The organism is Flavobacterium sp. Arc3, assembly GCF_041431375.1.
Lineage (GTDB): Bacteria > Bacteroidota > Bacteroidia > Flavobacteriales > Flavobacteriaceae > Flavobacterium.
The window spans coordinates 89279-104766 of record NZ_JASMRI010000013.1; the positions used below are offsets into that span (position 1 = coordinate 89279).

The following is a 15488-nucleotide window of genomic DNA, read 5'->3' on the forward strand; positions in this document are numbered from 1 at the left end:
AAGTAAATTAATTTAATGAAATGGTGTCAATCAATCTTATGTTATTGATGGTAACCGCGATAAAAGCGCGGTATTTTTTAGTGCTACTTTTTCTTAAACAAGGTTTGAGTGTTTTTTCATCTGCAATTTGAAAATATTCTAAGTCAAAAGAATTGTTTGTGTCGAATGATTTGGCTACCCATTCTGTCACTTTTGTTGCACTGTTTGTTTTAAATTTTTCTTTGGCGAGATTTAATGTTTTGAAAATTAGAGCCGCATCTGATCGCTCTTGATCAGTTAATCGCTCATTTCTGGAGCTCATAGCGAGACCGCTACGTTCTCTATAAATATCGCATCCTATAACATTGACGTTAAGCGTGTTTTTAGCGACCATCTTTTTTACGATTTGCAACTGTTGGAAATCTTTTTCTCCAAAATATGCATTTGTAGGCGTTACGATTTCGAAAAGACGTTTTACGATTGTTCCTACTCCATCAAAGTGGCCTGGTCTGAATTTTCCTTCCATCTGATTTTCTAATCCAGCAAAGTCAAAAGCTTGGGATAGTACTTTTCCTTCGTAAATATCATCTACAGTGGGGGCATATAAAATAATATCAGTACTTAATCCGTTTATTTTATCTATATCTGCCTCTAATGTTCTTGGGTATTTTGATAAGTCTTCAGGGTTGTTAAACTGAGTGGGATTTACAAAAATACTAGCCACGGTAGTGTTGTTCTCAGTCAATGACTGTTGCATTAAGGAAAGGTGTCCTTGATGTAATGCACCCATCGTGGGGACGAAACCAATGGTAGATTTTTGAGTCTTAATAGATTTCAAATAGTCTATCAAAGCTGCTTTTCCATAGAAAATAGGCATGGGCATTTTGTTTAAATTTAATGCAAACATAATATATTAGTTAATAACTGCATAAATTTTTGTAATTTTGCATGGTTTTTATTACCAATAAATTAAGCAAATTACAATATGAAAGATAAGAGGATATTATATGTATCATCTGAAGTGGTGCCCTACTTAGCTGAGAACGAGGTCTCTTTAATGTCTTACGACGTGCCAAAGATGATTAATGATCAGGGTGGGCAAATCAGAATTTTTATGCCGAGATATGGGAATATTAATGAGAGAAGACACCAGTTACATGAAGTAATTAGGCTTTCAGGGATGAATTTGGTTGTAAATGACTTGGATATGCCTTTGATAATAAAGGTGGCTAGCATACCTAAAGAGAGGATTCAAGTTTACTTTATTGACAACGATGAATATTTCAAAAGGAAAGCGACATTTGCTGATGAAGAAGGTGTGATGTATGCAGATAATGATGAGCGTGCGATTTTCTTTGCAAAAGGAGTAGTTGAGACGGTTAAAAAACTGAATTGGGTTCCGGATATTATTCATGTTCATGGCTGGATGGCAGCAATGTTGCCTATCTATATGAAACATTATTATAAAAACGAAGCGTTGTTTTCTGATACAAAAATCGTTACTTCTGTTTATAGTCAGTCTTTTGAAGGAACTTTAGATGCAGAAATGATAAATAAAATAAAACTTGACGGAGTTCCTTTAGATGCTATTGCTGATTTAGAAACGCCGGATTATGAAAGTATTATTAAAGCAACGATTAAGCATTCTGATGCTGTTATTATTGCTTCAGATAGTCTGTCTCCAAGTTTAACAAAATTTATAGAATCTTCAGGAAAACCTTTTTTACCTTTCGTCCCTAAAGATGAATTCGCGGAAGCGTATTCTAACTTTTATAGAGACGTGGTTCTATCAATTTAAACTTTTATTATCGAATATGTACAATAATTCTTTTTTTAAGAAAATTCTATTAGTGGCTTGTGTTGTTTTTCTTTATTCTTGTGATAAAGATTATAATTCAATTGGAGATGGTTTAATAGGGGATAACCATTTTGATTTTGTAAAATATACATCTAATGTTGTTGCTTATAATCAAAAAGTTGGGCCTATACAATCCAATAATCTTGCTGTAAATGCATTAGGGATTTATGACAACCCTGCTTTTGGAACAACGACTGCAAGTTTTGCAACACAAATCGTTTTAGAAACTATTAATCCAACGATTGGCAAGAATCCAGTAATTGAAAGTGTTGTTTTAACAATCCCGTATTTCAGTACATTAACCGCTACTGATGCTAGTGGGGATGGAACGTATGAGTTGGATTCAATTCAAGGTCCTTCAGTTGGTAAAATTAAGTTGAGTGTTTACGAGTCAGGTTACTTTATGAGGGATTTAGATCCTAATGCTAATTTTCAGGAAGCTCAAAAATATTATACTAATCAAAATTCTGATTTCAATACTGCTAAGGTAGGTAGTCGTTTGAATAGCTCTTTGGATCAAAGTCAAAATGATGCTTTTTTCTTTAGTGCTGCTCAGTATAAAACTACAGTAACTACAGACGGGAAAGATGTGATTACTCGCGTTGCTCCAGGAATGCGTTTGGATTTGAATACTAGTTATTTTAAAACAAAAATTATTGATGCCTCGGCTTCAGGTAAGTTGGTGACTAATGATGTTTTTAAAGAATACTTTAGAGGATTATATTTTCAAGTTGAGAAATCAGGAAGTAGTTCTTCTAATATGGCTTTGTTAGACTTTAGACAAGGTAAGATTACTATTAAATATAAAGAGGATACATCTGATTCTGATGCTACAAGAATTGAAAAGTCGATTGTACTTAAACTTACAGGAAATTCAGTAAGCTTATTAGAGCAAAGTAATACAAATACTTCGTATGCTAATGCGACAAATACTGCTAATATTAATACAACACTTGGAGACTCGAAATTATATATAAAAGGTGGTGAAGGTTCGATGTCAGTTTTGGAAATTTTTAATACAACTGAATTAAAAACAATTAGAGATAGCGGATGGTTGATAAATGAAGCTAGTATTGTTTTCCATGTTGACCCTACTGCTTTAGGAACTGCGGCTAAACCGAATCGTATCTATCTATATGATTTAAATAATAATCGTCCTATTGTAGATTATTATAATGATGGAAGTGCTGGAAAAGCTGTTTTTGGAGGTATTTTAAATACAGAAAAAACGGAAGACAATACTTATAAAGTAAGAATTACAAATCATATTAGAAATTTAATTAAAAATGCCGATTCTACAAATGTAAAATTAGGTATAGTAGTTACAGAAGACATCAATACCATAAGTTCATATAAGTTAAGATCAACAAGTGGTGTTATTTCGCAATTCCCTAAGGCTTCAGTTATGAGTCCATTAGGAACAATTTTTTACGGTAGTAGCGCAGCAGTTGCTGATGATAAAAGATTGAAATTAGAAATTTATTATACAAAACCTAATTAAAAGAGTATGTGTGGAATTGTTGGATATATAGGTCATAGAGAAGCTTACCCTATAGTTATAAAAGGATTAAAAAGACTCGAGTACAGAGGATACGACAGCGCAGGTGTCATGATATATGATGGTGATGACATCAAATTATGCAAGACAAAGGGAAAGGTTGTGGATCTTGAAGAAAGAGCTTCAAAAGAAATCACAACTAATGGAACAATTGGGATTGGACATACGCGTTGGGCGACACATGGTGTTCCTAATGACGTAAATTCACATCCTCATCTTTCTAATTCTGGGAATTTAGTGATAATTCATAATGGAATTATTGAGAATTATGCTCCCTTAAAGGTAGAATTAATTAAAAGAGGGTATGTTTTTCATTCAGATACAGATACAGAGGTACTTGTTAATCTTATTGAGGAAGTACAAAAAAGAGATAATATTAAATTAGGAAAAGCAGTTCAAATTGCGCTTAATCAAGTGGTGGGTGCTTATGCGATTGCTGTTTTTGATAAAAAAAATCCAGATGAAATTGTAGCGGCTCGTTTAGGTAGTCCGCTGGCAATTGGTATTGGCGAGGGCGAGTATTTTATTGCTTCAGATGCTTCTCCATTTATAGAATATACTTCAAATGCGGTGTATTTAGAGGACGGCGAGATGGCTATTATTAGGTTGCATAAAGACATGAAAGTAAGAAAAATTAAAGACGATTCTTTGGTTAATCCCTATATTCAAGAACTTCAAATGAATTTGGAGCAAATTGAAAAAGGGGGTTATGATCATTTCATGTTGAAAGAGATATACGAACAGCCTAGTGTAATTAAAGATACGTATAGAGGAAGATTACATGCTAATGAGGGAATTGTTCAATTGGCTGGTGTTGAGGATAATTTAGAAAAATTCTTAAACGCAGACAGAATTATTATTGTTGCATGCGGTACATCATGGCATGCGGGATTAGTTGCTGAATACATTTTTGAAGAGTTTGCAAGAATATCTGTTGAAGTAGAATATGCTTCAGAGTTTAGATATAGAAATCCCATTATCAATAGTAATGATGTAGTAATTGCTATATCACAGTCTGGTGAAACGGCTGATACAATGGCTGCTATTAAATTAGCGAAAGAGAAAGGAGCTTTTGTTTTTGGAGTGTGTAATGTAGTAGGTTCTTCTATTTCAAGAGAAACTCATGCAGGTGCTTATACACATGCGGGACCAGAAATAGGTGTTGCTTCTACTAAAGCTTTTACTACTCAAATTACAGTTTTGACCATGATTGCTTTACGTTTGGCAAAAGCCAAAGGAACATTATCTCTTTCGGATTTCCATATGTATTTACAAGAGTTAGAGTTGATTCCTGAGAAAGTTAAAGAAGCATTGGAAACTAATGATCGCGCAAAAGAAATTGCAGCTACTTTTAAAGACGCGCCTAATTGTTTGTACTTAGGACGTGGTTATAACTTTCCAGTGGCACTAGAAGGCGCTTTAAAGCTTAAAGAGATATCTTATATTCATGCTGAAGGTTATCCTGCAGCCGAAATGAAACATGGGCCAATTGCTTTAATTGATGAGCAAATGCCCGTCGTGGTTATTGCTCCTAAGCAAGGTCATTATGATAAGATCGTAAGTAACATTCAGGAAATTAAGTCAAGAAGCGGTAGAATTATTGCTATTGTTACTAAAGGAGATACTCAAGTTCGAGAATTAGCAGATTATATAATTGAAATTCCTGAAACTTCAGATGCATTGTCTCCATTGATTACAACAATACCATTGCAGTTATTATCATACCATATAGCAGTTATGAGAGGTTGTAATGTAGATCAACCAAGAAATTTAGCAAAATCAGTAACTGTTGAATAGGCAGTATTTTACAATAGATTTTAAAAGCGAGATATTTATCTCGCTTTTTTTATGGAATAAAGTCAAAAAGACACATTTTTATGATTAATTCAATTTTTGGCTGATTTCCTTATGCGTGCATAGTTTTTTGTATTTTTTTAACAATATATCGTGTTATAATATAAAAATCATATTGATGCAATTGTGTTAAAATCATCTAAATATATTACCGTATATTTAATTAATTACTCATTTTGATGTTGATATCAAAAATATTTGTATTTTGGTAGCACTAATCATAAAAAAAACTAACCAAATGAAAATTTATTTACTTTTATTAACATTGTTTTTTTGCAGCCTAAGCTTTGCTCAAAATTCAATTTCAGGCACGGTTACTGACAGTGACGCGCAATCAGTTATTGGAGCCAACGTTAGGATTGTTGGAGGCACTGCCAGCACAATTACTGATGGGGAGGGGAAGTTTACTTTAAATTCAACAAGCCAATTACCTTATGTAGTTGAGATTTCTAGTGTTGGATTTGTTTCTGTAAAAGTAACTATTTCATCAAAGAACCAAAAGGTGAATGTTATTTTAAAAGATGAGTCGAACCTGCTTAATGAAATTGTAGTTTCGGCTTCAAGAACTCCTGAACGAGTTTTAGAGTCTCCTGTTACCATCGAAAGAATGGGAATTGCTGATATTAAAAAGTCGGCATCTGCTACTTTTTATGACGGTATAGAAAACATGAAAGAAGTGCAGATGAATACTAGTAGTCTTTCTTTTAAGTCTATTAATACCCGTGGTTTTGCTACTGTAGCAAATACGCGTTTTATGCAGTTGGTTGATGGAATGGATAATGCTTCTCCTTTATTGAATTTTGTATTGGGAAATATGATTGGAATTTCAGAAATTGACGTTCAAAGTGTAGAGTTACTGCCTGGGGCATCTTCTGCTTTATATGGTGCAAATGCATTTAATGGTATTTTATTTATGAATAGTAAAAGTCCATTTACAAGCCAAGGAATTACTGCTTACGCAAAATTTGGACAAACGAGTCAAAAAGCGGCTGGTTCAAACGACTATGTTGATTATGGAATTAGAATGGCGCATGCATTTAGTCCTAAGCTAGCTGCAAAAGCTAACTTTACCTATATGCGTGGTACGGACTGGTATGCTACGAACTACGATGACAAGACTGTTGCGGGAAGAGATAGGAGTCATGTGAATTATGACGGTATAAATGTTTATGGTGATGAAGTTACTACAAATATAAAAGGAGTTGCTGCAGGACTGTTTAGTGCGGGGGCTATCACTCAGTCGCAATATACAGCGTTTAATAATATACTTCCTAACTATAATGTAAGTAGAACTGGGTATAATGAAACTGATCTAACGGATAATAAGGCTAGTAATACTAAGATTGACTTTTCGTTACATTATAGACCTTTTGGAAACGAAAATTTGGAAGTTATTTGGCAAAGTAAGTTTGGTTATGGAAATGCGGTTTATCAAGGTGCGAATAGGTATTACTTGAATAACTTTTTTATGCAACAACATAAATTAGAGGTGAAAGGTAAAAACTTTTTCGTGAGAGGATATACTACTACAGAAGATGGAGGAAATTCTTATGACATGCTTTTTACTGGGATTAATATTAATAGAGTTTGGAAAGATGATAAAACTTGGTTTGGGCAGTATGCAGCAACTTATGCTGGTGCTACCTTAGCTGGTTCAACACCTGAAAATGCACATATTGCTGCAAGAAATGCTGCAGATACGGGAAGGTTAATTCCTGGCACGGCTGCATTTAAGTCTGCTTTTGATAAAGTGACTAATGAAGCAAGTGTGCTTTCGGGGTCTAAATTGGTTGACAATTCGAAGATATATCATTCAGATGCTAATTATAACTTTAAAGATCTTATCAAATTTGCTGAAATTCAAGTAGGTGGTTCTTATAGAGAATACCAGCTAAATTCGCACGGTAGAATTTATACTGATAAAGATGGACCTATATTGTACAATGAGTATGGAGTTTATACGCAGTTAACAAAAAAATTCATGGATGACAGGTTGAAATTTACTGGATCTATGCGTTATGATAAAGCACAAAATTTTGATGGGAATGTTTCTCCAAGAGTCTCTTTAGTATATTCTGGTGGTGAAAGTAGAAGGCATAATTTTAGAGCTTCATTTCAAACCGGTTTTAGAAATCCATCTACTCAAGATCAATACATCGGTTTTGATGTAGGTAGTGCAGTTTTATTAGGGTCAGCTCCGGATAACTTAACAAGATTTAGCGAAGTTCTTCCTGTTTCAACAGCTACAGGTCAGGCATTTGCTGGTGGTTCAACTGTTACGATTAATGGGTTGAATGCTTATAATAATTCTTATACGGCTACATCGGTTGCTGCATTTTCAGCAGCTGGAAATCCTACATTGTTGAAGAAAACTAATGTTGATTATGTTAAACCAGAAAAAGTAAAAGCTTTTGAATTAGGGTATCGTTCACTTATTGAAGGGGTTTCAGTAGATATTAATGGTTATTATAATATTTATAATGATTTCATTGGGAATCTTAATGTGGTTGCGCCCTTATATGGTACGGCTCAAGATTCGCCAAACGCTACTCCAAGTGCAACAGACCTAGGATTTCAGTCTGTACACGCTCTTTCAACTGGAAATTTCAGAGCTTTTCAATTGTATACAAATACTAAAGTTGAGATTGAATCTCTTGGTTTTGGTATAGGTCTTTCTAAAAAAGTATATAGAGATTTTGAAGTAGGTGTTAATTATAACTATGCTGAATTTAAATATGATCAAGCAAAAGATCCAAGTTTTGAAGCCGGTTTTAATACTCCAAAAAACAAAGTAAAAGCATCATTCGGTAACGAAAAATTATTCAAAAATTTTGGTTTCAATGTTAGTGGAAGATATAGTAGTGCGTATTTATGGCAATCTAGTATGGTCGATGGTATGATCGATGCTGCTACTGTGATTGATGCTCAAATCAATTATGAAATGCCTAAATTAAAGTCAACACTTAAGTTAGGGGCTTCAAATATTGGTGGTAAAGAATACGCGCAAGTATTAGGTGCTGGATTGATAGGACAACAATATTTTGCTTCTTGGACAATTAACCCGTAATACTTTTAAAATTTTAAAAAAAAATACAACCATGATAAAAAATTTCAAATGGCTACTATTGGTTTCATTAAGCTTTGTAGCGTGTAATAGTGATGATGACGTAACGGTAATTTCAAATTCATCTGACGGATTACCTTTAACGGCGGGATCTGCTAATTTTTCTAAAGTTGTTTCATTAGGAGATTCAATGGCAGCAGGTTACTCAGATGGAGCCTTGTTTGTAGAAGGTCAGAAATCTTCTTATAATAATATAATGGCACAAAAATTTGCAACAGTTGGTGGTGGAGAATTTAAAACCCCATTTATGGCTGACAATATAGGTGGTTTTAAAATTAATGGAACTATTGCTTCTGGAGCGAGATTAGCATCGACTGGCGGAGGAGCGCCAGTTGCAGTTGCGGGAACTCCTTCGACAGAGATTTTAACTTCCATAGCTGCTGCTGGTCCGTATAATAATTGTGGCGTTCCTGGTGCAAAAAGTTTTAATTTATTATCGAAAATTTACGGTAGTCCTTTAGGTATACTAGCAGGAACAGCGAATCCTTATTATGTTCGTTTTGCTCCAAAAGATGGTGCTGCTTCTGTTTTGGATTATGCAATGTCTCAAGCGCCAACTTTCTTTTCACTTTGGATAGGAAATAATGATATTTTAGGTTATGCTACAACTGGAGGTGATGGCTCAAACCCTATAACTCCTTCAGCGGGAGTTTCGGGAGTTGGTTTTGATGCTACATATGAAGCCTTAGTGAATTCGCTAACTTCTGGAGGAGCAAAAGGAGTTGTGGCAAATATTCCTTATGTGAATACTTTGCCGTTTTTTACATATATAGCGGCAAACCCTGTGCCATTAAACGCTTCGCAAGTTGGGGCGTTAAATCCATTATTTGGAGCTATGAATAGTATGTTGGCGTCAGTAGGGCAGTCGGCTCGTTTTCAGGCATTAACTGTAAGTTCATCTAATCCATTGTTAATTGCAGATGAAATGTTAGCTTATGATGCTACGGCCTTATTTACTGCGGCTTTTCAAGCAGCTCCATTTAAGTACCCTGCAGCAACTGCCGGGTTTTTAGGAAATTTGTATGGTAAAGCCCGTCATGCTAGTAATGCGGCAGCAACTAGAGATTATATATTGTTAACCGCAGGTGGTTTAATTGGGACTACAAAAGCAGGTTATCCAGTAGACAATAGTACAATAGGAGTGACCTATCCGATGGAAGATAAATCGACCTTAACTGCAAGTGAAGTAGCTTTGGTAAAAACTGCTACGGATGCTTATAATGCAAAAATTAAAGCAGTTGCAACGGCAAAAGGCTTAGCTTTTGTTGATTCTAATGCTTTGTTGAGTCAGGTTTCAAATGGTGGATTTACAGCAAACGGATTTGCAGTAACGGGTGCTTTTATTACTGGTGGTGGGTTTTCAACAGATGGTGTTCATCCTTCTCCAAGAGGATACGCAGTGCTTGCGAACAAATTCATTAGTGCTATTAATGCCACGTATGGCTCTAATTTAAAAGAAGTAGATCTAGGGAATTATAGAATTTTATTTCCAAGCTCGCTTTAATTTAGTGGGGTTTTAATAATAGATAAAAGTCATTCGTCGAGAGATGAATGGCTTTTTATTTTTAACCAAATATTGCTGTTTTTATTTGTTGAAAATTGATTTTTAAACAATGCATTATTTTTTTCTTGTTTTTATAGAAAAAGGTGTTGATTTTTTATTTTAAAAAATTATCTTTGCACCCTGATAAAAAGGTCTAATCGATAAGTTTTGGTTAGTTCTATTTCATAAACCTAAATAGCTATTTAATAAATACATAAGTAATGTCAAAAGTAATAGGAAAAGTTGCCCAAATCATTGGCCCAGTAGTTGACGTAGTTTTCAACGGCGTAGATGTTGAACTTCCAAAAATTTATGATTCATTAGAAATCACAAAAAAAGATGGTACTTTATTAGTACTTGAAGTACAATCTCACATTGGTGAAAACACAGTTCGTACCATTTCGATGGACTCAACAGATGGTTTGAGTAGAGGTTATGAAGTAGTTGGAACAGGGAATCCTATCCAAATGCCAATTGGTGCTGATGTTTATGGTCGTTTATTCAATGTAATTGGAGATGCGATTGATGGTCTAGGAAACTTACCAAAAACAGGAGAAAACGGAATGTCAATTCACCGTCAAGCTCCTAAATTCGAAGATCTATCAACTTCATCTGAAGTTTTATTCACAGGTATTAAAGTAATTGATTTAATTGAGCCTTACTCAAAAGGGGGTAAAATTGGATTGTTCGGTGGTGCAGGTGTTGGTAAAACAGTATTGATTCAAGAGTTGATTAACAATATTGCAAAAGGTCACGGTGGACTTTCTGTATTCGCAGGAGTAGGAGAAAGAACACGTGAAGGGAATGACTTACTTCGTGAGATGTTAGAGTCAGGAATTATAAAATACGGTGATGAATTCATGCACTCTATGGAAAATGGAGGATGGGATTTATCTAAAGTTGATATGCTAGGAATGAGAGAGTCTAAAGCTACTTTCGTTTTCGGTCAAATGAATGAGCCACCAGGAGCTCGTGCTCGTGTAGCGCTTTCTGGATTATCTATTGCTGAGTATTTCCGTGATGGAGCTGGAACAGATCAAGGGAAAGACGTTTTGTTTTTCGTTGATAATATCTTCCGTTTTACACAAGCAGGTTCTGAGGTATCGGCACTTTTAGGTCGTATGCCATCTGCAGTAGGATACCAACCAACATTAGCTACAGAAATGGGAGCGATGCAAGAACGTATCACATCTACAAATAAAGGATCTATTACTTCTGTACAAGCGGTTTACGTTCCTGCAGATGATTTAACAGATCCAGCACCAGCAACAACGTTTGCTCACTTGGATGCAACAACAGTATTGTCTCGTAAAATTGCTGAGTTAGGTATTTATCCAGCGGTTGACCCGTTAGATTCTACTTCTCGTATCTTAACACCACAAATTCTTGGTGATGAGCATTATGACTGTGCACAAAGAGTAAAAGAGATTCTTCAAAAATACAAACAATTGCAAGATATTATCGCAATTTTAGGTATGGAAGAATTATCAGAAGAAGATAAATTAGCTGTTTCTAGAGCACGTCGTGTTCAACGTTTCTTGTCTCAACCTTTCCACGTAGCTGAGCAGTTTACAGGATTAAAAGGGGTTTTAGTAGATATCAAAGATACTATAAAAGGGTTTAATATGATTATTGACGGTGAATTAGATCACTTGCCAGAATCAGCATTTAACCTTAAAGGTACTATTGAAGAGGCTATCGAAGCAGGAGAAAAAATGTTAGCAGAAGCTTAAAAAATAGTTTAAGGTTTAAAGTTTAAGGTTCACAAGCAACTTTAAACTTTGAACTTTTAAACCTTTAACTACAAAAATATGTTATTAGAAATAGTATCGCCGGAAGCATCATTATTCAAAGGAGAAATAACTTCAATATCTGTACCTGGTGTTGATGGAAGTTTTCAAATTTTAAATAATCACGCACCAATAGTTTCATTACTTCAAAAAGGAATAGTAAGTATTACTGCTGCTAGTTTTGAGTTTGATAAAGAAACATCAGGATTGTTTACTAAAGTAAATGCGGATAATTATACATTAGCTATCTCTGCAGGAACTTTAGAAATGAAAGACAATAAAGTAATTGTTTTAGTCGACTAAAATAATTTGAATATATAAGGAAAGCCTAACTTAACTGTTAGGCTTTTTTATTTTAAGGTCGAATCATAAGCCTGTTTCAGTTTTTTTACTATGATCTCTATTTCTTCTTCATTCAAATGGCCAAAGCCTAGACGAATAGCGCAAGTGTCTTTGTCTTGATAAAGTATGGTTTTAGGCAAAAACAAATCATAGCGTAGCGCTTGTTCTGAAAGTTGAACCAATGGAAGTACTGTATTAAACTGTAACCATATTGCCAAACCGCCCGTTGGTTTCTTAAAACGGATAGCATCTTTAAAGTTTTCTTCAAGGCATTGGTATAAAAAATCGCGTCTTTGCTTATAGACTAGGATGTTTTTTTTGAGCAATCGATGAATCTCACCTTCATAAATCAGTTCTGATAGCATTTGTTCCTGTGTTAAATCGCCTTGACGGTCTAACATTTGCAAGTAGTTTTTGGCTTCTGAAATTAAATTTTCTGGGGCTACGACAAATCCTGTTTGAAAACTGGGAAATAGAGACTGCCCAAGCTTTCCCAAATAAATTACCATTCCATTTGCATCAGAGCTGGCCATAGGTAGCATAGCCAAGCCTTCAAACTGAAAATCATAGTCATAATCATCTTCTATAATGGCAAACTGGTATTCCTTTGCAAGTTGTAACAGTTTTAAGCGACGTTCTGCTGTTAATGAAACGGTTGTAGGATAATCACGATTGGCACAAATATAAACACAGCGAATTGCCCCTTTTACAAAATGTGTTTTAATATAATCGACATCTAAGCCTTGTTCGTCAATGGGTATTGTTTTGATAATGGCGCCTGATTGTTGGAAAATCATGTTGGCAGCATAACTGCTCAGATCCCCAACCAAAACTACATCTTTTGGGCGAATTAAAAGTTGCGATATGATGTACAAACTCATTTCTGTACTTCTGGTGCTGATGACATTTTTTGGTTTTATGTGAAGTCCCCTTGTAGCATTTAGGTAATTACACAGTTGGTTTTCAAATACAGAATACCTTGTTTTTTTATTTTGATTCCATTTCGAAATCAATGATTTGCGTTTCATGGAAGTGCCATACCATTTTGAAAATTCATGAATGGGATGTAGCCTTAAATCGGGTTGCCCATCATTTAGTTCATACTTTGCTTCTGAAAATTCTTGCGTTGATGATAAATGAAAAGAGGGCTGAAAGGGAAATCCAGTTGTTTCTGCAAAGTTATAAATGTCTCCTAATTGGTTCGAACCCGCTTTTATTGTGGCTGTTCTCTGTTCTGGAACTGATATAAAAGTCCCTTTGTTAGCAATTATTTCAACCCAACCTTGAGAAGCTAATTCATCATATACCGCAACGGCTGTATTGCGGTGCACATGTATTAATTGGCTAAAGATTCTAGTTCCGGGTAATAAAGAGCCTCCTGCTAAATAACTACGCTGAATAGCATTGATGATTTGTTGGGAGATTTGTATATACACAGGGCTGGCACTTGATTTATCAAAGTGGATCAGCCTTTTTAACAACGCATTAACCGGACTATCTATCATTTCAAAACTGGACTATTTTAGTAGTCCGGAAAGGTACTACTTTTGCAACGTTTTAAAATAATTCAATACTTTAATAAATGAAAAAGAAATACTTTTCAGCCTTTTTTTTTATCTGTTCTTTCATAGTAAATGCACAGGAAAACGCACAAAAGACAGATACCTTAGAAGAAGTTGTTATTACATCCAGTAGGATTGATTTGCCTTTCAAGGAAAATTCCAGAACCATTCAGTTGATTACTGCCGAGGATATAAAAAAATCCGGAGTGACAAATGTTGCCGATGCTTTGCAGCAAATTGCAGGTATTGATGTAAGACGTCGCGGTACTAGTGGTATGCAAGCAGACTTATATATACGGGGCGGAAGTTTTGATCAAACGCTGCTACTTATAGATGGATTCAAGGTAGATGATGCTCAAACTGGACATCACTCGATGAATTTAGCTTTGCCGATTGAAGTTATTAAGAGAATTGAAATTATAAAAGGGCCAGCAAGTCGTGTATTTGGTCAAAATGCTTTTACCGGCGCTGTCAATATCGTTACAAAGGATTCGCTTGATAATGATGCTTCATTAAGGCTTCAGGCGGGTTCTTATGGTCAATTTAGTGCTGCTGTTACCGCAGGAGTTAGTTTGAATGAAAGCAATCATATTTTGCACTTTTCAAAAAACATATCGAATGGCTATCGCTATAATACAGATTTTGACAATCAGAATTTTGTGTTGAAGAGTGTTTTTAATAAAAACAAATTGCCAATAACGATGTTGGTTGCTCTTTCGGAAAAAAACTTTGGGGCAAATGGTTTTTATTCTTCGCCAGCAGCTACTGAGCAATATGAGGAAACTAATGCTAGTTTAGTTGGTTTTTCAACGATTATTAAAAAGGGTAATTTTACCTGGAAACCAAAGGTATATTGGAGACGTAATCAAGACGAATATATTTTTATCAGGAAGAATCCGTCTGTTTACAGGAATTTGCATATTTCAAACAAAATTGCTGCAGAATTAAATGGATCGTATACGTCAAATATCGGTGTTACCGGCTTTGGTATAGAAACGGCTAAAGTGTTTCTTTCGAGTAATAATCTTGGGGATAATAACCGTTTTCTAAGTACTTTGTTTTTAGAGCAGCGTATTGAATTGTTCAATAAAAAATTAGATATTACTCCGGGAGTAGCTGTGACTTATTTTTCTGACTTCAAATTTTTTGCTTTTCCAGGTATAGATGTTGGATATCAATTGCTTGATAACCTGAAGGTATATGGTAACTTGGGTTATACTTACAGAATTCCAACTTTTACTGATTTGAATTATAAATCTCCAACTACGATAGGTAATCCTGATTTAGAACCTGAGAAAGCATTTTCGCAAGAAATTGGTTTGAAATGGAATACCTCTAATTTTAATGTGTCTGCGGCAGTGTTTAATCGCAATTCTAATCATTTAATTGATTACGTAAAAATGGAGCTTACGGATCCCTGGCAAGCCCAAAACATTCAGGATGTTACCACCAAAGGTTTTGAAACGCAACTGCTTTATACCTTTAATCTTAATTCATTTGCTCAAAAGTTACAATTTGGTTATTCTTTTATTCAGAATGATATAGAAGAAAGCACCTTTACTTTCTCACAGTATTCTTTGAATTCACTAAAGAATCAGTTTGTGGGGAGTTACAATATGCAATTCCTGAAAAATTTCAGCAATACGATTTCGTATCGTTATGCGGAACGAATTGCTGGAGATTCATATTCAGTTGTAGATTTGGGTGCTTCCTATGCTTTAAATGCTTTTGAGCTCTCTTTGTTTGCCAACAATATTTTCAACACGGAGTATACAGAAACGAATTTAGTTCCTATGCCAAAAGGTAATTTATTGTTTGGAGTACAATATAATTTTAGATAGACAATAACAATCTAAACTTAAAGTTCCAGATTATCGG

The 15488-nt window shown here is 34.9% G+C and carries 10 protein-coding genes; 8 read left to right on the forward strand and 2 right to left on the reverse strand.

Annotated features, from left to right (window positions below; translation table 11 throughout):
* Positions 1 to 7: 7 nt before the first annotated feature.
* A complete protein-coding gene (gene panC / locus QO200_RS11275) occupies positions 8 to 886 on the reverse strand; it encodes a pantoate--beta-alanine ligase (protein ID WP_371539920.1) in 879 nt (292 codons plus the stop codon).
* A 78-nt stretch (positions 887 to 964) separates the two neighbouring features.
* On the opposite strand from panC, the gene QO200_RS11280 reads away from it, so the two are divergent.
* From QO200_RS11280 to QO200_RS11310, 7 genes are all read left to right on the forward strand, one after another.
* Positions 965 to 1777 carry a glycogen/starch synthase gene (locus QO200_RS11280; RefSeq protein WP_371539923.1) on the forward strand — a complete coding sequence of 271 codons (813 nt, stop codon included), beginning with the start codon at positions 965 to 967 and terminating at the stop codon, positions 1775 to 1777.
* Positions 1778 to 1793: 16 nt separating this feature from the next.
* A complete protein-coding gene (locus tag QO200_RS11285) occupies positions 1794 to 3338 on the forward strand; it encodes a DUF4270 domain-containing protein (RefSeq protein ID WP_371539928.1) in 1545 nt (514 codons plus the stop codon).
* A gap of 6 nt (positions 3339 to 3344) precedes the next feature.
* Entirely contained in the window at positions 3345 to 5192 is a 1848-nt protein-coding gene (gene glmS / locus QO200_RS11290; RefSeq protein WP_371539931.1) for a glutamine--fructose-6-phosphate transaminase (isomerizing), read from the forward strand.
* 295 nt (positions 5193 to 5487) lie between these two features.
* Positions 5488 to 8316, forward strand: a complete 2829-nt coding sequence (locus QO200_RS11295) for a TonB-dependent receptor domain-containing protein (RefSeq protein WP_371539934.1) — start codon at positions 5488 to 5490, stop codon at positions 8314 to 8316.
* 31 nt (positions 8317 to 8347) lie between these two features.
* Positions 8348 to 9877 carry a G-D-S-L family lipolytic protein gene (locus QO200_RS11300; RefSeq protein ID WP_371539937.1) on the forward strand — a complete coding sequence of 510 codons (1530 nt, stop codon included), beginning with the start codon at positions 8348 to 8350 and terminating at the stop codon, positions 9875 to 9877.
* A gap of 260 nt (positions 9878 to 10137) precedes the next feature.
* Complete coding sequence (gene atpD / locus QO200_RS11305; RefSeq protein WP_371539940.1) at positions 10138 to 11649, forward strand: F0F1 ATP synthase subunit beta; 1512 nt, start codon at positions 10138 to 10140, stop codon at positions 11647 to 11649.
* A 78-nt stretch (positions 11650 to 11727) separates the two neighbouring features.
* The gene (locus QO200_RS11310) at positions 11728 to 12009 is read left to right on the forward strand and encodes a F0F1 ATP synthase subunit epsilon (protein WP_371539944.1); all 282 of its coding nucleotides are present in this window, start codon (positions 11728 to 11730) and stop codon (positions 12007 to 12009) included.
* 47 nt (positions 12010 to 12056) lie between these two features.
* Here the strand turns inward: QO200_RS11310 and QO200_RS11315 are convergent, their stop codons facing one another.
* Positions 12057 to 13553, reverse strand: coding sequence for a PLP-dependent aminotransferase family protein (locus QO200_RS11315; protein WP_371539949.1), 1497 nt, complete (start codon positions 13551 to 13553; stop codon positions 12057 to 12059).
* A gap of 77 nt (positions 13554 to 13630) precedes the next feature.
* On the opposite strand from QO200_RS11315, the gene QO200_RS11320 reads away from it, so the two are divergent.
* On the forward strand, positions 13631 to 15451 hold the full coding sequence (locus QO200_RS11320; protein ID WP_371539954.1) for a TonB-dependent receptor plug domain-containing protein: 1821 nt from the start codon (positions 13631 to 13633) through the stop codon (positions 15449 to 15451).
* Positions 15452 to 15488 lie beyond the last annotated feature (37 nt).

What these genes read in the sequence shown, in the direction of transcription:
- panC (WP_371539920.1), bottom strand. Translation starts at nt 886, where the DNA reads ATGTTTGCATTAAATTTAAACAAAATGCCCATGCCTATTTTCTATGGA.
- QO200_RS11280 (WP_371539923.1), top strand. Translation starts at nt 965, where the DNA reads ATGAAAGATAAGAGGATATTATATGTATCATCTGAAGTGGTGCCCTAC.
- QO200_RS11285 (WP_371539928.1), top strand. Translation starts at nt 1,794, where the DNA reads ATGTACAATAATTCTTTTTTTAAGAAAATTCTATTAGTGGCTTGTGTT.
- glmS (WP_371539931.1), top strand. Translation starts at nt 3,345, where the DNA reads ATGTGTGGAATTGTTGGATATATAGGTCATAGAGAAGCTTACCCTATA.
- QO200_RS11295 (WP_371539934.1), top strand. Translation starts at nt 5,488, where the DNA reads ATGAAAATTTATTTACTTTTATTAACATTGTTTTTTTGCAGCCTAAGC.
- QO200_RS11300 (WP_371539937.1), top strand. Translation starts at nt 8,348, where the DNA reads ATGATAAAAAATTTCAAATGGCTACTATTGGTTTCATTAAGCTTTGTA.
- atpD (WP_371539940.1), top strand. Translation starts at nt 10,138, where the DNA reads ATGTCAAAAGTAATAGGAAAAGTTGCCCAAATCATTGGCCCAGTAGTT.
- QO200_RS11310 (WP_371539944.1), top strand. Translation starts at nt 11,728, where the DNA reads ATGTTATTAGAAATAGTATCGCCGGAAGCATCATTATTCAAAGGAGAA.
- QO200_RS11315 (WP_371539949.1), bottom strand. Translation starts at nt 13,553, where the DNA reads ATGATAGATAGTCCGGTTAATGCGTTGTTAAAAAGGCTGATCCACTTT.
- QO200_RS11320 (WP_371539954.1), top strand. Translation starts at nt 13,631, where the DNA reads ATGAAAAAGAAATACTTTTCAGCCTTTTTTTTTATCTGTTCTTTCATA.